14 protein-coding genes and 1 pseudogene are annotated in these 17,410 nt (G+C 72.2%); 7 read left to right on the forward strand and 8 right to left on the reverse strand.

The annotated features are described in order from the left end of the window. Window positions 1–144: 144 nt before the first annotated feature. Together ACH4C6_RS25975 and ACH4C6_RS25980 are read left to right on the forward strand one after the other, a co-directional pair. Entirely contained in the window at window positions 145–993 is an 849-nt protein-coding gene (locus ACH4C6_RS25975) for an LLM class F420-dependent oxidoreductase (protein ID WP_398110992.1), read from the forward strand. Window positions 994–1,230: 237 nt separating this feature from the next. After that, complete coding sequence (locus ACH4C6_RS25980) at window positions 1,231–3,816, forward strand: bifunctional FO biosynthesis protein CofGH (protein ID WP_398110993.1); 2,586 nt, start codon at window positions 1,231–1,233, stop codon at window positions 3,814–3,816. Window positions 3,817–3,834: 18 nt separating this feature from the next. Here ACH4C6_RS25980 and ACH4C6_RS25985 read toward each other — a convergent pair whose 3' ends face one another. Together ACH4C6_RS25985 and ACH4C6_RS25990 are read right to left on the reverse strand one after the other, a co-directional pair. Next, on the reverse strand, window positions 3,835–5,244 hold the full coding sequence (locus tag ACH4C6_RS25985) for a hypothetical protein (RefSeq protein WP_398110994.1): 1,410 nt from the start codon (window positions 5,242–5,244) through the stop codon (window positions 3,835–3,837). 18 nt (window positions 5,245–5,262) lie between these two features. Continuing rightward, window positions 5,263–5,715, reverse strand: a complete 453-nt coding sequence (locus ACH4C6_RS25990) for a GtrA family protein (RefSeq protein ID WP_398110995.1) — start codon at window positions 5,713–5,715, stop codon at window positions 5,263–5,265. Window positions 5,716–5,841: 126 nt separating this feature from the next. Here ACH4C6_RS25990 and ACH4C6_RS25995 point away from each other — a divergent pair, with 126 nt between their 5' ends. Next, the gene (locus ACH4C6_RS25995; RefSeq protein ID WP_398110996.1) at window positions 5,842–6,840 is read left to right on the forward strand and encodes a glycosyltransferase family 2 protein; all 999 of its coding nucleotides are present in this window, start codon (window positions 5,842–5,844) and stop codon (window positions 6,838–6,840) included. Window positions 6,841–6,925: 85 nt separating this feature from the next. Beyond that, a complete protein-coding gene (locus tag ACH4C6_RS26000; protein WP_398110997.1) occupies window positions 6,926–7,486 on the forward strand; it encodes a hypothetical protein in 561 nt (186 codons plus the stop codon). Here the strand turns inward: ACH4C6_RS26000 and ACH4C6_RS26005 are convergent. From ACH4C6_RS26005 to ACH4C6_RS26015, 3 genes are read right to left on the reverse strand one after another with little or no spacing between them, the layout of a single operon-like run. Beyond that, a complete protein-coding gene (locus ACH4C6_RS26005) occupies window positions 7,479–7,991 on the reverse strand; it encodes a DUF2165 domain-containing protein (RefSeq protein WP_398110998.1) in 513 nt (170 codons plus the stop codon). The genes ACH4C6_RS26000 and ACH4C6_RS26005 overlap by 8 nt on opposite strands. A 44-nt stretch (window positions 7,992–8,035) precedes the next feature. Next, window positions 8,036–8,221, reverse strand: a complete 186-nt coding sequence (locus tag ACH4C6_RS26010; protein WP_398110999.1) for a DUF397 domain-containing protein — start codon at window positions 8,219–8,221, stop codon at window positions 8,036–8,038. Then, the gene (locus ACH4C6_RS26015; protein WP_398111000.1) at window positions 8,218–9,030 is read right to left on the reverse strand and encodes a Scr1 family TA system antitoxin-like transcriptional regulator; all 813 of its coding nucleotides are present in this window, start codon (window positions 9,028–9,030) and stop codon (window positions 8,218–8,220) included. Before ACH4C6_RS26015 ends, ACH4C6_RS26010 begins: the two co-directional genes overlap by 4 nt. Before the next feature lie 114 nt (window positions 9,031–9,144). Between ACH4C6_RS26015 and ACH4C6_RS26020 the strand changes: the two genes are divergently transcribed. The 3 genes from ACH4C6_RS26020 (at window position 9,145) to ACH4C6_RS26030 (ending at window position 11,451) form a co-directional block, all read left to right on the forward strand. Continuing rightward, window positions 9,145–9,573, forward strand: a complete 429-nt coding sequence (locus ACH4C6_RS26020) for an ATP-binding protein (protein WP_398111001.1) — start codon at window positions 9,145–9,147, stop codon at window positions 9,571–9,573. Window positions 9,574–9,582: 9 nt separating this feature from the next. After that, complete coding sequence (locus ACH4C6_RS26025; RefSeq protein WP_398111002.1) at window positions 9,583–10,182, forward strand: hypothetical protein; 600 nt, start codon at window positions 9,583–9,585, stop codon at window positions 10,180–10,182. A gap of 153 nt (window positions 10,183–10,335) precedes the next feature. After that, a complete protein-coding gene (locus ACH4C6_RS26030) occupies window positions 10,336–11,451 on the forward strand; it encodes an ADP-ribosylglycohydrolase family protein (protein WP_398111003.1) in 1,116 nt (371 codons plus the stop codon). Between the two features lie 37 nt (window positions 11,452–11,488). Here ACH4C6_RS26030 and ACH4C6_RS26035 read toward each other — a convergent pair whose 3' ends face one another. The 3 genes and pseudogenes from ACH4C6_RS26035 to ACH4C6_RS26045 form a co-directional block, all read right to left on the reverse strand. Beyond that, a complete protein-coding gene (locus ACH4C6_RS26035) occupies window positions 11,489–13,060 on the reverse strand; it encodes a sodium:solute symporter family protein (RefSeq protein ID WP_398111004.1) in 1,572 nt (523 codons plus the stop codon). A 228-nt stretch (window positions 13,061–13,288) separates the two neighbouring features. After that, window positions 13,289–15,181 carry an MFS transporter gene (locus ACH4C6_RS26040; protein ID WP_398111005.1) on the reverse strand — a complete coding sequence of 631 codons (1,893 nt, stop codon included), beginning with the start codon at window positions 15,179–15,181 and terminating at the stop codon, window positions 13,289–13,291. Between the two features lie 195 nt (window positions 15,182–15,376). Next, window positions 15,377–17,410 (reverse strand): annotated as a pseudogene (locus ACH4C6_RS26045) (D-alanyl-D-alanine carboxypeptidase); the annotation flags it as partial.

Raw genomic sequence — 17,410 nt, forward strand, 5'->3', positions numbered from 1 at the left:
TGGAACGTCGTGCCCAGCCTTGTACCGAGCCGTGAACCCCGGTGCAAGGCAGGGGGACGGGCGGATGTCACCCGTACGGCCGCCCGTGGCGAATGCCGACCGGTCGGTATGGACACCGTGCCGTCCCTCGGGTACAGATGGGTCATGCGCATCGCCGTGACGATCTTCCTCACCGACGAGACGATCACTCCGACCCGGCTGGCCCGGGAGCTCGAGGAGCGCGGATTCGCCGGTCTGTACCTGCCCGAGCACACCCACATCCCCGTCGAGCGGACCACCCCGTACCCGGCCGGCGGTGAGCTGCCGCGGGAGTACGGGCGCACCCTCGACGCGTTCGTGGCGCTCGGGCAGGCCGCCGCCGTCACCGAGCGGCTGGGTCTCGGCACGGGCATCACGCTCGTCGCCCAGCACGACCCGATCGACCTGGCCAAGCAGATCGCGACCCTGGACCACCTGTCCGGGGGCCGGTTCACCCTCGGGCTCGGCTTCGGCTGGAACGTCGAGGAGGCCGCCGACCACGGCGTGCACTGGAGCAGCCGGCGTGAACTGGTCCGCGACCGGATGGCGCTGATGCGGGCCCTGTGGTCGGAGGAACCGGTCGCGTACGACGGGGAGTTCGGCGGCGTCCGGGCCAGTCACGCGTATCCGAAGCCCGTGCAGAAGCCGCGCGGTCCGGTCGTGGGCCCGCGCACGCTCGTCGGCGGGGCCGCCGGGCCCAAGCTGTTCTCCCACATCAGCGAGTACGCCGACGGCTGGCTGCCCATCGGTGGACGCGGCCTGTCCGAGTCCCTGCCCCGGCTGCGGGCGACCTGGGCCGAGGCGGGCCGCGACCCCGAGGCCCTCCAGGTCGTCCCCTACGCCGTCCACCCGACCCCGGGCAAGCTCGCCCACTACGCCGACCTCGGCATCGGCGAAGTCGTGGTCCAGCTGCCTCCGGCGGGGGAGGCGGAGGTGCTGAAGGCACTGGACCAGTACGGGGCGTTCGTGGGGTAGTCGGGATCCCGTCTGCCGCCGCCGGGTGTGTGGCCGACCGCAGGTTCGTCGTGGCCGGTCGCGCAGTTCCCCGCGCCCCTGAAGGAGGGCCTGCGGCCCCCTCGGGGGCGCGGGGAACTGCGCGAGAAACCACGCACGGCCCGCACACGCCGACGAACCCGCACGCCCGAGCTGAAACGCGCCCCGCGCCCCCGGCGCCGCTGTCACGGCTGATCAGCGCACTCGTATGCTCGAAGGATGACGACTGCCGCGACCTCCGGAACCGGACCCACCGAGAACTCCCTGCGTCGCGCCCTGAAACGGGCTCGGGACGGCGTCTCGCTCGACGTCGCCGAGGCGGCGGTCCTGCTCCAGGCGCGCGGTGAGCACCTGCGGGACCTGTCGGCCTCCGCGGCCCGGGTGCGGGACGCGGGTCTGGAGGCGGCCGGCCGGCCCGGCGTCATCACGTACTCCAAGAGCGTCTTCATCCCCCTGACGCGGCTGTGCCGGGACAAGTGCCACTACTGCACGTTCGTCACCGTGCCCGGCAAGCTGCGCCGCGCCGGGCACGGGATGTTCATGTCCCCGGACGAGGTGCTGGACATCGCCCGCAAGGGCGCGGCCCTCGGCTGCAAGGAAGCCCTCATCACCCTCGGCGACAAGCCCGAGGACCGCTGGCCGGAGGCGCGCGAGTGGCTCGACGCGCACGGCTACGACGACACCCTCGCCTACGTCCGGGCCGTCTCCATCCGCATCCTGGAGGAGACCGGGCTGCTGCCCCACCTGAACCCGGGCGTCCTGAGCTGGTCCGACTTCCAGCGGCTCAAGCCCGTCGCGCCCAGCATGGGCATGATGCTGGAGACCACCGCGACCCGCCTCTGGTCGGAGCCGGGCGGCCCCCACCACGGCTCGCCCGACAAGGAGCCCGCCGTCCGTCTGCGCGTCCTGGAGGACGCCGGGCGTTCCTCCGTCCCCTTCACCTCCGGGCTGCTCATAGGCATCGGCGAGACCTACGAGGAGCGCGCCGAGTCGCTGTTCGCGCTGCGCAAGGTCTCCCGCGCCTACCACGGCGTCCAGGAGCTGATCATCCAGAACTTCCGCGCCAAGCCGGACACCGCGATGCGCGGCATGCCCGACGCGGAACTGGACGAACTGGTCGCCACGGTCGCCGTCGCCCGCCTCCTGATGGGCCCGGGCGGCAACCTCCAGGCCCCGCCCAACCTCGTCGACGGCGAGTACGAGCGGCTGATCGCCGCCGGCATCGACGACTGGGGCGGCGTCTCCCCGCTCACCATCGACCACGTCAATCCCGAACGCCCCTGGCCGCAGATCGAGCAACTCGCCGAGAAGTCCCGTGCGGCCGGCTTCGAGCTGCGCGAACGGCTCTGCGTCTACCCGGAGTTCGTGCAGCGCGGCGAGCCCTGGCTGGACCCGCGGGTGCGCCCGCACGTGGCCGCGCTCGCCGACCCGGCAACGGGCCTCGCCCGCCCCGACGCCCTGCCGCAGGGCCTGCCCTGGCAGGAGCCGGAGGAGGTCTTCACCGCCTCGGGCCGCACGGACCTGCACTCCTCGATCGACACCGAGGGCCGCAGCTCCGACCGCCGGGACGACTTCGACGAGGTGTACGGCGACTGGGGCGCCCTGCGCGAGGCCGCCGCCCCGGGCATGGCACCCGAGCGCATCGACACCGACGTACGGCAGGCGCTGCGCACGGCCGCCGACGACCCGACGAAGCTGACCGACGACGAGGCGCTGGCCTTGCTGCACGCGGACGGCCCGGCCCTGGACGCCCTCGCCCGGGTCGCCGACGACGTGCGGAAGACCGCCGTGGGGGACGACGTCACCTACATCGTCACGCGCAACATCAACTTCACCAACGTCTGCTACACCGGCTGCCGTTTCTGCGCCTTCGCCCAGCGCCGCACCGACGCCGACGCCTACACCCTCTCCCTGGACCAGGTCGCCGACCGGGCCCGGCAGGCGTGGGACGTGGGCGCGGTGGAGGTCTGCATGCAGGGCGGCATCCACCCGGACCTGCCCGGCACGGCCTACTTCGACATCGCGCGGGCCGTGAAGGAACGCGTCCCGGGCATGCACGTGCACGCCTTCTCCCCGATGGAGGTCGTCAACGGCGCGACCCGCACCGGCATGTCGGTCCGCGAGTGGCTGACCGCCGCCAAGGAGGCGGGCCTGGACACCATCCCGGGCACGGCCGCCGAGATCCTCGACGACGAGGTCCGCTGGATCCTCACCAAGGGCAAACTGCCCGCCGCCGACTGGATCGACGTGGTCACGACCGCCCACGAGCTGGGCATCCGTTCGTCCTCCACGATGATGTACGGGCACGTCGACCAGCCCCGCCACTGGCTCGGGCACCTGCGCACCCTCGCGGGCATCCAGCAGCGCACGGGCGGCTTCACCGAGTTCGTCACCCTGCCGTTCGTGCACACCAACGCGCCGGTCTACCTGGCGGGGATCGCCCGGCCGGGCCCGACCATGCGGGACAACCGCGCGGTCACCGCCATGGCCCGGCTGCTGCTGCACCCGTACATCCCCCACATCCAGACCAGCTGGGTGAAGCTCGGCACCGAGGGCGCGGCCGAGATGCTGCGCTCGGGCGCGAACGACCTCGGCGGCACGCTCATGGAGGAGACCATCTCCCGCATGGCGGGCTCCTCGTACGGCTCGTACAAGTCGGTCAAGGACCTGATCGCGGTGGCGGAGGCGGCCGGGCGCCCCGCGCGGCCCCGCACCACCCTGTACGGGGAGGTCCCCGAGGAGCGGCAGCGGGCGGCGGCCGCCTCGGACGGCCACCTGCCGGAGCTGCTCCCGGTGCTGGACTGAGGAGGTGCCCGACGCCCCCTAGGGGCCCTTGGCGTCCGCCGGCTGCTGCTCCGTCAGGGGGCGTCCGGCGGCGGCGCCGGGGTCCGCGGGCCGCGGTGACGGCGTGCCCCGGCCCGCCCAGAGCAGCAGCAGGCCGAGGGTGCCGGCGACGGCGGGCCAGTAGACGTAGCGGAAGTCCGTCGCGGGCATGATCGGCAGGTAGCCGAGGATGTAGGCGGCCGCGCTCACGCCCAGCGCCCGGACCGGCATCGCGAAGGCGCCCCGGCCGGGCCGGACGGCCAGCACCAGCGCGACGGCCAGCCAGAACCAGCCGCGGAACAGCCAGGGCAGGTCGGCGACCATGCCCCGGACGTAGGAGCCGAGCATGTCCTCCAGGCGGGGGTGCGCCACCTCGATGCCGAGGTCGTTGCGGGTGATGCCCGCCTTGTAGGGGTAGCCGGTCTCGAACAGCAGCGTCGCGAACAGCCGCAGCCGGTACTGGAGGTACTGCGGCAGGTGCCCGGCCATCTCCCGCAGCCACAGGGAGCCGATCTCGTCCGAGTCGCCGCGCAGCCCGTCCGGCGGCCGGTCGTAGCAGGCCCAGTAGGCGTCCGACAGCGCCCCGACGCGCTCGCACTCGCGCGCGGAGGCCACCAGCCGGTCCCGCAGGGCGGGGGAGACGTCCGCCGCCCGCAGTTCGTCCACCCGCAGCACGTGCACGAGGTCGTCGAGCATGATCTGGGCGCCCTGCTCGGTCTGCACCGGCCGGGCGAACAGCGCGATGGCGGCGGCGGGCACGACCAGCGCGGCGGCGAGCGCGGCGGTGCACCGCACCCACGTCCCGCGTCCCGGGCCGCGCCACAGCGCGAGCACCAGCAGGACGAAGACGGGCAGCGCGGCGAGGAAGGCGTTCTTGCGCACGAGCATGGCGTAGGCGAGGAAGAGCACGCCCAGCCAGAGCAGGCCCCGGCGCACGGCGGGACGGACGTCCCGGTCCCGGATCCGCAGTCCCGTGAACGCGACCGCGCACGCGGCGAGCAGGGCCTGGGCCGCGTGGACGTCCTTCCACACCACCCCGGCGAACGTCAGCACGTACGGGGTCAGGCCGATGCCGAGCACGGCGAGCGACGCGCCGCGCCTGCCGGTCAGGTCCCCCACGCACCGGGCCAGCACCCACAGCGCCCCCCACAGCACGAGCGACTGCACGACGAGCATCGCGGTGAGGGTGCCGGTCACCGCGATGAGCGCCCGCCACACCAGGCTCAGCACGGGCGGGTGCCAGTCCGTCAGCGGCTTCCTCCCCTCGGCCTGCCGGAGCTGGTCGAGGCTGTCGGGACTCAGGAAGCCGGGGGCGAAGACCAGGATCGTGGCCAGGCAGCACACGGCGGCGACGGCCGCCAGGACCCAGCCCCAGGTCCGTGTTCCGGCCGTCCATCCCATTTGTCGCATGTGCCGGATGCTAACGGCTCAGGGTGCCACGAAGACGTAGCGCCGGTAGGCGTAGAAGCGGAACAGGGTCGCGAGCACCCAGCCGAGGATGCGGGCCGTGTTGTCGCTGAGCGCGGAGTCGAGGCCGAGCAGGTGCCGGGAGGCGAAGACGGTCCCGGCGGTGATGGCGAGCCCCACGCCGTTGGCGACGAGGAAGAGGACGAGTTCGCGGGTCACCTTGTCGCGGTGCCGGTCGCGGTAGGTCCAATAGCGGTTCCCGGCCCAGCTGAACAGCGCGGCGGCGCACGTCGCGACGGCCGACGCCTGGACCGGGGAGTCGCCCATCGGGCCGCCGCGCGCGCCGCCCGGCAGCCCGAAGACGAGCAGGGTGTACCCGCCGTTGTCGACGACGAACGCCAGCGCGCCCACGACGCCGAACTTGGCGGCTTCGCGCCAGATGCCCTGCACGGCGTGGCGCACGGAGCTGGTCACAGAGGGAGGAACCGGCACGAAAGGGAGGGTAGCCATCCGGCGTGCCCTCGCCCCGAGGGCTCGCGCATATCGCATCATTTCCTACTATCCGACAGCGCTTCGGTCGAAGAGTGGCGAGGAGTGGGAGTGGCAGTGGAACCGACGATCGCGTGTGTCGTGCCGTGTCACAACGAGGAGGCGGCCGTCGCCAAGGTGGTCCGCGACCTGCGCGCCGCCCTGCCCGAGGCCGTGGTCTACGTGTACGACAACGCCTCCACCGACCGCACGGTCGCGGTCGCCCGGGCGGCGGGCGCGATCGTCCGCGAGGAACCCCGCAAGGGCAAGGGGAACGTCATCCGCCGTGCCTTCGCCGACGTCGACGCGGACGCGCTGCTCATCATCGACGGCGACGACACCTACGACGCCTCCCGCGCCCGGGACCTGGTCGACCTGCTCTTCGAGGGGCCCTACGACCAGGTCGTCGGCGCCCGCCGGGTGACGGTGGACGGGGCGTACCGGGCCGGGCACGCCGTCGGCAACAAGGTGCTCACCGGGGCCGTGCGCTCACTGTTCGGTAACGACGTGACCGACATGCTCAGCGGCTACCGGGTGTTCTCGCGCCGGTTCGTGAAGTCCTTCCCGGCGCTCGCCCGCGAGTTCGAGACCGAGACCGAGATGACCATCCACGCGCTGCACCTGCGCCTGCCCACGGCTGAGGTGCCCGTGGACTACCGGGTCCGGCCCGCGGGCGGCGAGAGCAAGCTGCGCACCTACCGTGACGGCTGGCGCATCCTGCGGGTCATCCTGGACCTCGCGCGCCGCGAACGCCCCTCGCTGGTGCACACCCTCATCGCGGGCGTGCTGGCCCTGGTCTCGGTGATCCTCGGCGTGCCGGTCATCGCCGACTTCGTCGAGACGGGCACCGTGCCCCGCGTCCCGACGGCGATCCTGGCCGCCGCGATCATGACGATCGCCGCGCTGGTGCTGCTGTCCGGCTACATCCTCGAATCGCTCACACACATGCGCCAGGAGCAGACCCGGCTGGTCCACCTCGCCTACCCGGCCCCCGTCCGCGCGCCGCGCTACACCGCCCGGGGCGCGGGCACCGGCCCGGTCCCCGCGCGCAAGACGGCCGACGGGCCCTGAGGCCGCAGGGGAGCGGCCCGCGCGCAGTACGATGATCGGAACCCCGGTGCTGTGCGGGGTCCCGTGACTGAGGAGATGCGTGCCGGTGCCTGCCCGAATCCCTTCGTGGGCCTGGGTGACCGGGCTGACCGTGGGAGCGATAGCCGCGGTGACGGTCCTGGGCTTGCAGGCGGACCGCGGCCCGCATCCCACCGCGTCCGCGGCGAAGCCGAGCACCCCGGCGACCGCGCGGCCCACGCCCACGCCCACGGCGAAGGAGCCGGCGAAGGTGCCGGACGGCTCCGGCACCGGCCGGCGCATCGTGTACTCCCTCGGCGAGAAGCGGGTCTGGCTGGTCGACGCGAGCGACGCCGCGCGGCGCACCTTCACCGTCTGGCCGGGGACGGTCGATCCCGACCCCGGCACCTACACGATCTCCTCCCGCAACCGCGCGACGACCGGTTCGGACGGCGTCGAGATCGAGCACATCCTCTACTTCACGGCGAAGTCCGGGGTGTCCGTCGCCTTCTCCAACGCGGTCGACGGGGCCTCGCCGCCGCCGGCCGCCTCCGGCACGCGGACGGGCGGCGTGCGGATGAAGAAGGCGGACGGCACGGCCCTGTGGACGTTCGGCACGGTCGGCACGACCGTGGCCGTGGTCAAGTAGCGGACGGCTCCGCCCGCGGAGCCGTCATCTGGTTGACGATCAGCACGATCCCGCTGAACAGGAAGATCCGGGTCGCGGCGTCCAGCCCGTTCCAGGTCTTCGACTGCCACATCGAGAACCACTCGCCCCCGACGGCGATGAACCCGACCCCGAACAGCAGCATCACCATCAGCAGCCCGTACGTCGACATCCGCCGGGCCGCCACCGCGTCGCGCCGGGCCCACAGCCACGTCCCGTATATGAGGACGAGCGCTGCGACGGTCTCCCAGGCGATGATCGCGACGTAGGCGGCGTCCTGGAGCGCGGTACTGGTGACGGCCCGCCACATCAGGTCCTCGTCCTTGAACGTGGTGTCCATGGCCAGTACATGGCGGACGAACTGCTGATTGGTCCCGAAGTCGGTGATGTTCCCGAAGGCGACGAGAGCCATGTAGAGGGCGACGGTGGCGGTCAGGAGCGTGGCGGCAAGTGACAGTCCGCCGCGTGGAGTTGATGAGGTGGCCATGGCGATCATTCTCCCCGCACGAGGCCGCAGGTGTCTCCGTGGGTTCAGCGTCCCGCGGCGAACGTGAGGAAGGCCGACCAGGCGTCGTCCCCGAACGCCAGCCGGGCGCCGTCCACGTTCTTGGAGTCCCGCACGTGCACGGCCGGGCGGGCCAGGGCTATCTCCACGCAGTCGGGGCCGTCGTTGCCACTGTGGCTGCTCTTGATCCACGTCAGTGGGGTGGGCGTCATGTCTCTTCTCCCAGCAACTTCTCGATGAAAGTCAGCGATTCGCGGGGCGACAGGGCCTGCGCCCGGATCATGCCATAGCGCATGTCGAGGACCTGCACGTCCGGTGGATCGCTGATCACCCTGTCGAACAACTGGCTCTCCGTGTGGCCGAGCACCTTGCCGCCCCGGAGTTTCAGCAGCCGGAAGGAACCCATCACGGCTGCGTGATCCTCCCTGTTCGTGGGCATCACCTGGATCTCCACATGCCGTAACTCGGCGATTTCCAGCAGGTGTTCGAGCTGGCGGCGCAGGACCATTCTGCCTCCGAAGGGCCGCCGCAACGTCGTCTCCTCCTGGACAAAGGTGACCAACGGCCGTGGCACCCTGTCGAACACCGTCTTCCGCGCCATGCGCGCGGCGACGTGCCGTTCGATCTCCTCCTCGGTGTAGGCGGGCCGCCGCATCGCGAACAGGGCGTGCGCGTACTCCGGGGTCTGCAGCAGGCCGTGGATGTGAAGACTGGCGTACGCGCCGAGCTCGACGGCCTCGTCCTCCAGCTTCGCCAGGTCGCGGACCTTCTTGGGGTACCGCGCCCTCTCGACGTCCTCCTTCATCGCCGCGAGCTTGCCGCCCGCGGCGAGGGCCTCGTCCGCCCGGTCGAGGAAGTCCGGCTTCGGTACGCGCCGGGCCCGCTCCACCGACGAGACCATCTCCTCGCCGTAGCCGATGGCCGAGCCCAGCTCCGCCTGCTTCAGTCCGGCGGCCTCGCGCCACATCTTGATCTGCCGCCCGACCGTCCTGAGCACGGCCGCCGCTTCCTCGTCCTCCACGCGTTCCCCTCCTGACGTACGAGCCGTACGACCCCGGGAAGCGCCCGGACAGTCACGCTCCGTACCGACGTCGTAGCTGTTCAGCGTAGGGACCGGGCGGCCACTGTGGGTGACATGAGCCAGAGATTCACCGTGGAGGTTCCCGTCCCCACCCGGCAGTTCGCGGTGCGGCTGTCCGCCACCCGCAGGGGCGCGCGCCTGGCCCGGCTGCTCACCGAGCGCCAACTCGACGACTGGGGCGAGCCGTACGAGGCCGCGGCCCAGGTGGTGGCGGAACTGGCGTCCAACGCCGTGCTGCACGGGCGCGTACCGGGCAGGGACTTCCGGCTGGTGCTGGAACTGCGGCCCGGCCGCACGCTCCGCGTCGAGGTCACCGACGCCCGGGGCGACCGGGTGCCGCACCTCCCCGACCCGGTGGAGGGGGACGCGGAAGGGGGCCGCGGCATGACCATCGTGGCGGCGTACGCGGGCCGTTGGGGTGTGCGCGGGGAGCCGGCCGGAGCGAAGACGGTGTGGGCCGAACTCGCGCTCGGACCTGGCTAGGGTGTCCGGATGGACGTGGGGGCGGTCTTGATAGCCGTGGCCGGTGTGGCGGGGACGCTGGGGGGAGCGCTGCTCACCCAGCGGGGTGCCGACAAGGCCAAGCGGCACGAGCTGGAGATGAGCCAGGCGCTCCAGGAGGAGCGCGCGAACCGGGAGCTGCGGCGCCGCTGCTACACGGAACTGCACCGTGACGCCCGGCAGTTCTGCACGGCGCTCAGCCGGCACCTGTACGTCATGCGCGATCGCACGGCCGGCGACGAGGACGTCCAGGTGCTGGAGGCCGCCAAGGACACCTACCGCGACCGCTGGTCCGAGGCGCTGATGATCGCGCCGGACGCGGTGGTCGAACCGGCGCGTGCGGTCAACGGTGCGCTGAACGGGGTCTACGGGCAGGTCAAGCGGCTGGAGCAGGGGAACCCGCGGCCGGGCGAGACACTGCGGTCGGCCGCCGAGGCGCAGCACGCCGTGTGGACGCTGATCGCCGCGGCGAGGGAGGCGATGCGCCGTGATCTCGGCATCACCACCGAGTCCGACGAGCCACCTGCCTACTCCACCGACGCCCACACCTTCTTCCACGACTTCTCACACCCGGGTCACGACCCGTCCTGACCCGGGGCCGGGAGGGGACCCGGTACGGCCGATACCCGGCCACTCCGGTCCCTCCCGGCACTTCCCCCATACCGTTGCGGCCCTCAGCCCGCCGTTCTCGTTCGATTACAGTGCTCAGCGTCGTACGTGTGGACGGTGCCCTGGGAGGTCGAGGTGGGTGCGACTGCCGGGGCCGTCTGGGGCCGTGCGGAACAGCAGGACTTCCGCAGCCGGGTGCGCGGGACGCTGCTCGGCGTGGCCGTGGGCGACGCCCTCGGCGCACCGGTCGACGGTCTGGGCATCGAGCAGATCCGGGAGGCGCACGGCGCGGAGGGGCTGCTCGACCTCGCCCCTGCCTACGGCCGGCGCGGCGCCGTCACGCACCTGACGCAGCTCACCCTGTTCTCCGTCGACGGGCTGATCCGCGCCCAGGTGCGGCGCGACACCGGCGCCTGGCACCCGCCGACCGACCTGCACCGGGCGTATCTGCGCTGGGCGGCCACCCAACGGGACTGGGGGCCCGACGAGCGCCGCAAGGACGACGGGTGGCTGGCCCGCGAGGAGTGGCTGTACGCCCGGCGCAACCCCGGCCGGGCCCTGCTGCTGGGGCTCGGGGACGAGACGATGGGCACCCCGGAGGCACCCAAGAACCCCGGGGAGACCGGGCCGGAGGCCGCCGCGCGGTCCGCGCCGTTCGGGCTGCTCGTCGGCTGGGAGCCGCAGCTCGTCGCCCAGCTCGCCCTGGAGTGCGCCGCGCAGACCCACGGCTCCCCGGCGGCCTGCCTGGCCGCGAGCGCCTACGCCCTGCTCGTGCACGGGCTGGCCCGCGGGGAGAGCCTCGACACGGCGGTGCAGCGCACCCTCGCCCTGCTGGCCTCCCGCCCCGGGCACGCACCGGTGTCCGACGCGCTTCAGCAGGCGCTCGGCGCGGTCCGCCAGGGCATGCCGGGGCCGGAGCGCGTGGCCGAACTGAGCGGGCCCGGGACGGCGGAGGGACTGGTCGGGGCCGCCGTGTACTGCGCGCTCGTCGCCGCCGACGTCCGGCACGGGCTGTGCCTGGCCGTGAACCAGGACGGCCCGTCCGCCGCCACCGCCGCGCTGGCCGGCGGCCTGCTCGGCGCCCTGCACGGGGAGACGGCCCTCCCGCCGGCCTGGCTGGCCGAGCTGGAGGGCCGTCCCACGATCCTGGAGCTGGCCGACGACTTCGCCATGGAGATGACCCAGGGGCCCGCCCTGCACGGTCCCGGCGGCTCCTCCCCGGGATGGCTCGCCCGCTACCCGCGGGCGTGAGCGCGTCGCCGGACGAGGGGGGACCGGTCCCCGTCCGTCATTCCCGGACCGTCGTGCGGACCGCCTCGTCCACCGGACCGGCCGGAGCCGGCACCGCGGCCGTCGCCGCTCCGTCCCCGTCGGTGTTGATCTTCTCGATGATCGCCAGGCGTTCGGGGGTGTCCTCGGGCTTGAGGTAGCCGATCAGGACGTACAGCACCAGGGAGACCGCGAGCGGGATCGACACCTGGTACTGGAGCGGCACACCGCCCTCGACGTTCCAGTTGATCGGGTAGTTCACCAGCCAGAAGGCGAGCAGGCCCATCGACCAGCTGACCAGTGCCGCGGTCGGGCCGGAGCGGCGGAACGCCCGCAGCAGGCCGAGCATCATCGGGATCGCCATGGGGCCCATCAGGCCGGCCACCCACTTGATGACGACGGTGATGATGTCCTTGAACGCGGGGGAGTTGACCTGGGTGGCCGCCGCCATCGACAGCCCGAGGAAGACGACCGTGGCGACCCGGGCGACCCGCAGCCCCTGGCTCGGGTTCCAGGACCGGGCCCGGGCCCAGATCACCGGCGCGCAGTCCCGGGTGAACACGGCGGCGATGGCGTTGGCGTCCGAGGAGCACATGGCCATCGTGTGGGAGAAGAACCCCACGATGACCAGGCCCAGCAGGCCGTGCGGCAGGAGCTGCTCGGTCATCAGCGCGTACGAGTCCGAGCCGTCCGCCTTCTGCGACTCGACCAGCAGCGGCGACATCCACATGGGGAAGAACAGCACGAGCGGCCAGACCAGCCACAGGATCGCCGACAGCCGGGCGGACCGCTCGGCCTGCTTGGCGTTCGGCGTGGCCATGTAGCGCTGGGCCTGGTTGAGCATGCCGCCGTTGTACTCGAACAGCTTGATGAAGAGGAACGCCAGCAGGAACACCGTGCCGTACGGGCCGACCAGCGGCTTCTCGTGCCCCTGGAGCTCGGGGGAGTCCCAGACGCCGAAGAAGCCGCCGTGGTCGTCGAGCCGGACGACGACCGCGACGAACATCGCGACGCCCGCCAGCAGCTGGATGACGAACTGGCCGAGTTCGGTCAGCGCGTCCGCCCACAGGCCGCCGATCGTGCAGTAGATCGCCGTGATGCCGCCGGTGATCAGGATGCCCTGGTTGAGCGAGATGCCGGTGAAGACGGACAGCAGCGTCGCGATCGCCGCCCACTTCGCGCCCACGTCCACGATCTTCAGCAGCATGCCGGACCAGGCCAGCGCCTGCTGCGTCTTCAGGTCGTAGCGGTTCTTCAGGTACTCCAGCGGGGAGGCCACGTGGAGCCGGGAGCGCAGCCGGTTGATGCGCGGCGCGAAGAGCTTGGAGCCGATGGCGATGCCGAGGGCGATGGGGAAGGACCAGGTGACGAAGGACGTGACGCCGTAGGTGTAGGCGATGCCCGCGTACCCGGTGAACATCACCGCGCTGTAGCCCGACATGTGGTGCGAGATGCCGGACAGCCACCACGGCATCTTGCCGCCGGCCGTGAAGAAGTCGCTGACGTCGTCCACGCGTTTGTGCGACCAGACGCCGATCGCGACCATCACGGCGAAATAGCCGATGAGCACGGCCCAGTCGAGACCGTTCATGAGTCCCCTTCCACGGTGCTGCCGCCACAGTCAGGCATGTGAACTCTGGGTTCGGTGACGTGCGCACGGCAAGCAAGCGGAAGGTCAAGAGACGGCAAAATTGTTCGGCAAGGTGACCTGTGTTCACCTACATGAACAAACGGTGGGTGTCCGCGGCCCGATGCACGACACCCCCGGCCTGCGTCGGGCAGGCCGGGGGTGCCGGGGGTCGGACGGGATCCGCGGAGGTCAGCGCAGTTCCTCCGGGCAGGGTGTCCCGCGCGGGAACTGGTACGGCGCCGCCAGGCGGTACGTGCCCGCCTTCGGCGCGAGCAGCTCCGTCCACTTGTCGCCCTGCGCGTCCTCCTCCGTCTCCGCCAGGCAGCCGTTGACGTTGACGTACGTCTTCGGCTCGCCCTCGGGACGGTTCTTGGAGGCCTCCGTCTCCTGCGGCGGCTTCAGGCTCTTGCCCTCGGCGTCGACGATGCTCAGCCACGGGGAGTACGGCACGCGCACCAGGATGCGGCCCGGCTTCTTCACCTGAAGCACCATCTCGCCCTGCTCGGCCCGGTCGACCACCGCGTTCGGCTCGGCCAGCGGCGTGGGCTCGGTCACCTCGAACAGCTGCCAGTTGGCGTCGCCCCAGATCTGGTTCAGATAGGGCAGACCGCGCTGCACCAGGGCCCGCTCGCGCTCCCCGCCGTCGCCGTCCGGCTCGTCCTTCGGCAGCACCACGTAGTGGACCGCCCAGCGCTTGAGCCACTCGTGGTAGTTCGCCGAGTTGAGGGTGTCGTCGTAGAAGAGCGGGTTGCGCTCCATGTCGGCCTGGCGGTTCCAGCCCCGGGCCAGGTTGACGTACGGGGCCAGGGCCGAGGCCTCGCGGTGCGACCGGGCGGGCACGACCTCGACCCGGCCCTTCTCCGCGCCGACCTCCTGCAACTCGTTCACCAGCGGCGCCAGCTCACGCGACCAGGAGGCCGCCGGTGCCGTGTGCACGATGTCGTCGACCGTCTTGAAGCCGATCCACACGCCGAAGCCCACGAGGGCGACCACGGCCGCGTACCACCTGCGGCTGCGCGGCACCGTGAACGGCAGCGCGGCGACCAGCGCCACACCGGCGAACAGCATGGCCAGCCGCGTGATGTTGGAGCCGATCTGCGAGCTGATCAGCCACACCAGCACGACCCCCAGGCCGTACACCCCCGCCGTCAGCCGGACCGTCTTCCAGTCCCGCGGCACCAGCACGAGGACCAGCACCGAGAACGCCAGCGGCAGCAGCACCGAGCCGAAGATCATCGGCTGCGTCCCCGAGAACGGGAACAGCCACGCGGACAGCGCCACCACCACGCTCGGCGCCAGCCCCAGCGCCCAGGCGCCGGGCCGCCGCTTCTGGAGGAACAGCGCCACCGCCACTAGCCCCACGAACAGGCCCGCGACCGGGGACGCCATCGTCGCCAGCGCCGCCAGGGGCGCCGCGCACAGGGCCTTCGCCCAACGCCGGTACCGCCACCGGTGCGGCCAGCAGAACACGACCGCGACCGCGCCGAGCGCGAACATCATGCCCAGGCCGAAGGTGACCCGGCCGGACACGGCGTTGCAGAACAGCCCGAACACACCCGCCAGCGACGCCCACAGTGGGTTGCGGACCGAACGGGAGCGCAACAGCAGCAGCGTCAGCAGACCGGCCGACACCGTCCCCGCGATCATCATCGTCGTCCGGACGCCGAGCACCGACATCAGGTACGGCGACACCACGCTGTACGACACCGGGTGCATGCCGCCGTACCAGGCGAGGTTGTACGCCGAGTCCGGGTGCCGGCCGACGAACTCCGCCCAGGCGTCCTGCGCGGCGAGATCGCCACCACTGTTCGCGAACGTGAAGAACCAGACGACGTGCAGCACCGCGGCCAGGCCCGTGATCGACAGGACCGGGTGGCGCAGCATGCGGGCGCGCACGGCCCGCACCACGGGAGGCAGCCCGGCCCCGCCGTCCGTGCCGTCAGCACCGTCGGTGTCGTCAGTGCTGTCCGGCGCCGTGTCCGGCGGCGGCGCGCCCTCCGGTTCTGCGGGCAGGCCTATTCGCGGGCCGGATACCGGGCCCGGATCGGCGTCGTCTGCGCGTGTCGGCTCCGCAGTGGCCACTCGAAGGCACTCCCCGTGTCCCGTCTTCTGTTCTCGCCCGATGCTCCCCGGCCGTGAACCGTTCGTCCCCCGGTCCGCCGCATGCCGCCGGGCACGGCGACCTGCCCCGTTTCGTGACGCTAGCACGCACCCCGCCGGGCAGGGCCCGGACGGGCCCCCACCGGCGGGGTGCGGTGCGCGGGCGGCGGCCCGCGCTCAGGCGATGCGCGTCAGCTTGTCCGCGAAGCCCGGCTCGACCAGATCCTTCTGAAGGGCCACCGGGACCTTCACGGCACCGCTGGACCCGTCACCGACGGTGAGCGTGCCCACCTTCGTGCCGGCCTTCGTCTGGTGCGGCAGCTCGTCCGCGGCGAACGTCAGCTTGACCGACAGCCCCGCCCAGCCGACGGCCGTGACGTCCTTCGTGACGACGACCGGCGTGCGTCCGCCGAGCCCGTCGTCGGCGTACCCGACGACCTCGCCCTTCTTGAGGATCGTCGCCGACTCCAGCGCGCCCTGCGCGGCCCGGATCAGCTTGTCGCCCTCGTGCAGGGCGGCGCCGAGGATGGTGTTGTCCGGGCCGCCGGCCGGCTGGCGCACGACCGCGCCGATGATCCGCCGCGTCTCGCCGTTCACGTCCTTCTTGGCGGAGAACACGAGGTTGCCGAGCGCGGAGGTGGTCGTGCCGGTCTTGATGCCGGTCACGTCGTTGTAGCCGACCAGGCGGTTCCAGTTGTCGTGCTTGACGCCCTTGTAGTCGACGTACGACATCATCGCCGCGACCTCGCGGAACGCCGGCTGCTGCATGGCGGCCTTGGCGAGCTTCACCTGGTCCACGGCCGTGGAGACGGTGGTGTTGTTCAGGCCCGACGGGTCGGTGTACGTCGAGTTCTTCATGCCGAGGTCCTCGGCGGCGTCGTTCATCTTGCCCACGAACGCCTTCTCCGACCCCGCGTCCCAGCGGGCCAGCAGCCGTGCCACGTTGTTCGCGGACGCGATCAGGATGCCCTCCAGGGCCTCCCGCTGGCTGATCTTGTCGCCCGCGGTGACGTCGACGGTGGATTCCTGGCCGGCGTCCGACTGGTCCTCGGCGGCCTGGTCGATACCGATCTTCGGGCCGTCCTCGCCGCTCTTGAGCGGGTGGTCGCGCAGGATGACGTAGGCGGTCATGACCTTGGCGACGCTGGCGATCGGCACGGGCCGCTGCTCGCCGGAGGAGCCGAAGGTGCCGATGCCCTGGACGTCCAGCGCGGCCTGGCCGTCGGCCGGCCAGGGGATGTCGACCTTGCCGCCCTCGAAGGTGTAGCTGTCCTTCGCGGTGAGGTCGAGGGTGGGCGACGGCAGCGGGCGCAGGTTCTGCGCGACCGCGAAGACGATCAGCAGCAGCAGCGCGATCGGCGTCCAGATCTTCACCCGCCGCACGGCCGTGCGCAGCGGGGTCTCCGGGGGCGGCGGGGTGTTCGTCAGCTCGGCCAGCAGGTCCAGCGGCGGCTTGGGCGGCAGCGGCTGCTGCGTGGTCCGCTCGGGCCCGACGACGGGCACGGCGGCGGTGGCCTCGGCGGGGGAGGTCGTGCGCCCGGGAGCGCCCTTCCCCGGGGCGGCCGGCGCCTTCTGCTCCGGCGTCTTCTGCTCCGGCGTCTTCTGCTCCGGCGCCTTCTGCCCCGGGGCCGACGGCGGCTTGCGCGTCGCGGGGTCGTCCAGCGGCTTGAGGGCGACGAACGTGCTGGTCCGCTCGGCGTCCTTCTCCGCGTCCTTCTCGGCGGCGGCGCCACCGGCGGTGCCCTTCGGGGCGTCCTTCGGGGCCTCCTTCGGAGCGTTCTCGGGGGTGGCGTCGGCGGTGCCCTTGCGGGTGTCCTCGGGTGCGGTGCCGGGTGCGGCCCTGCGGTCGCTCCTCGGGGCGTCCTTGGCGGCGTCGCCGAGCTTCAGCATCGTGGTGGCCTGGTCGACCGGGGGCCGCACGGCCTTGAACACGGCGGTGGGCTGGTCGACGTGCGGCGCGGCGGGCTTCGCGGACTTCCCGTCGCTGTCGCCGCCGTCGCCCTCGGTGCTGTCCTTGGCGTCGGCCTTGCCCGTGTCCTTGGAGGCCGTGCCTCGGGTGCCCCCGGCGACGGGCCTGCCGTCGGTCCGGAACACGGCGGTGGGCTGGTCGACGTGCGGCGCGGCGGGCTTCGCGGACTTCGCGTCGCCGTCGCCGTCGTCGCCCTCGGTGGTGTCCTTGGTGTCGGCCTTGCCGGTGTCCTTGGTGTCGGC

The organism is Streptomyces sp. NPDC017943 (assembly GCF_044328425.1).
GTDB classification, from domain to species: Bacteria; Actinomycetota; Actinomycetes; order Streptomycetales; family Streptomycetaceae; genus Streptomyces; species Streptomyces djakartensis_A.

Excerpts from the sequence above, each read along its gene's own strand:
- ACH4C6_RS26005 (WP_398110998.1), bottom strand. The coding sequence starts at position 7,991 with ATGGCCACCTCATCAACTCCACGCGGCGGACTGTCACTTGCCGCCACG.
- ACH4C6_RS25975 (WP_398110992.1), top strand. The coding sequence starts at position 145 with ATGCGCATCGCCGTGACGATCTTCCTCACCGACGAGACGATCACTCCG.
- ACH4C6_RS26020 (WP_398111001.1), top strand. The coding sequence starts at position 9,145 with ATGAGCCAGAGATTCACCGTGGAGGTTCCCGTCCCCACCCGGCAGTTC.
- ACH4C6_RS26025 (WP_398111002.1), top strand. The coding sequence starts at position 9,583 with ATGGACGTGGGGGCGGTCTTGATAGCCGTGGCCGGTGTGGCGGGGACG.
- ACH4C6_RS25980 (WP_398110993.1), top strand. The coding sequence starts at position 1,231 with ATGACGACTGCCGCGACCTCCGGAACCGGACCCACCGAGAACTCCCTG.
- ACH4C6_RS25985 (WP_398110994.1), bottom strand. The coding sequence starts at position 5,244 with ATGCGACAAATGGGATGGACGGCCGGAACACGGACCTGGGGCTGGGTC.
- ACH4C6_RS26035 (WP_398111004.1), bottom strand. The coding sequence starts at position 13,060 with ATGAACGGTCTCGACTGGGCCGTGCTCATCGGCTATTTCGCCGTGATG.
- ACH4C6_RS26010 (WP_398110999.1), bottom strand. The coding sequence starts at position 8,221 with ATGACGCCCACCCCACTGACGTGGATCAAGAGCAGCCACAGTGGCAAC.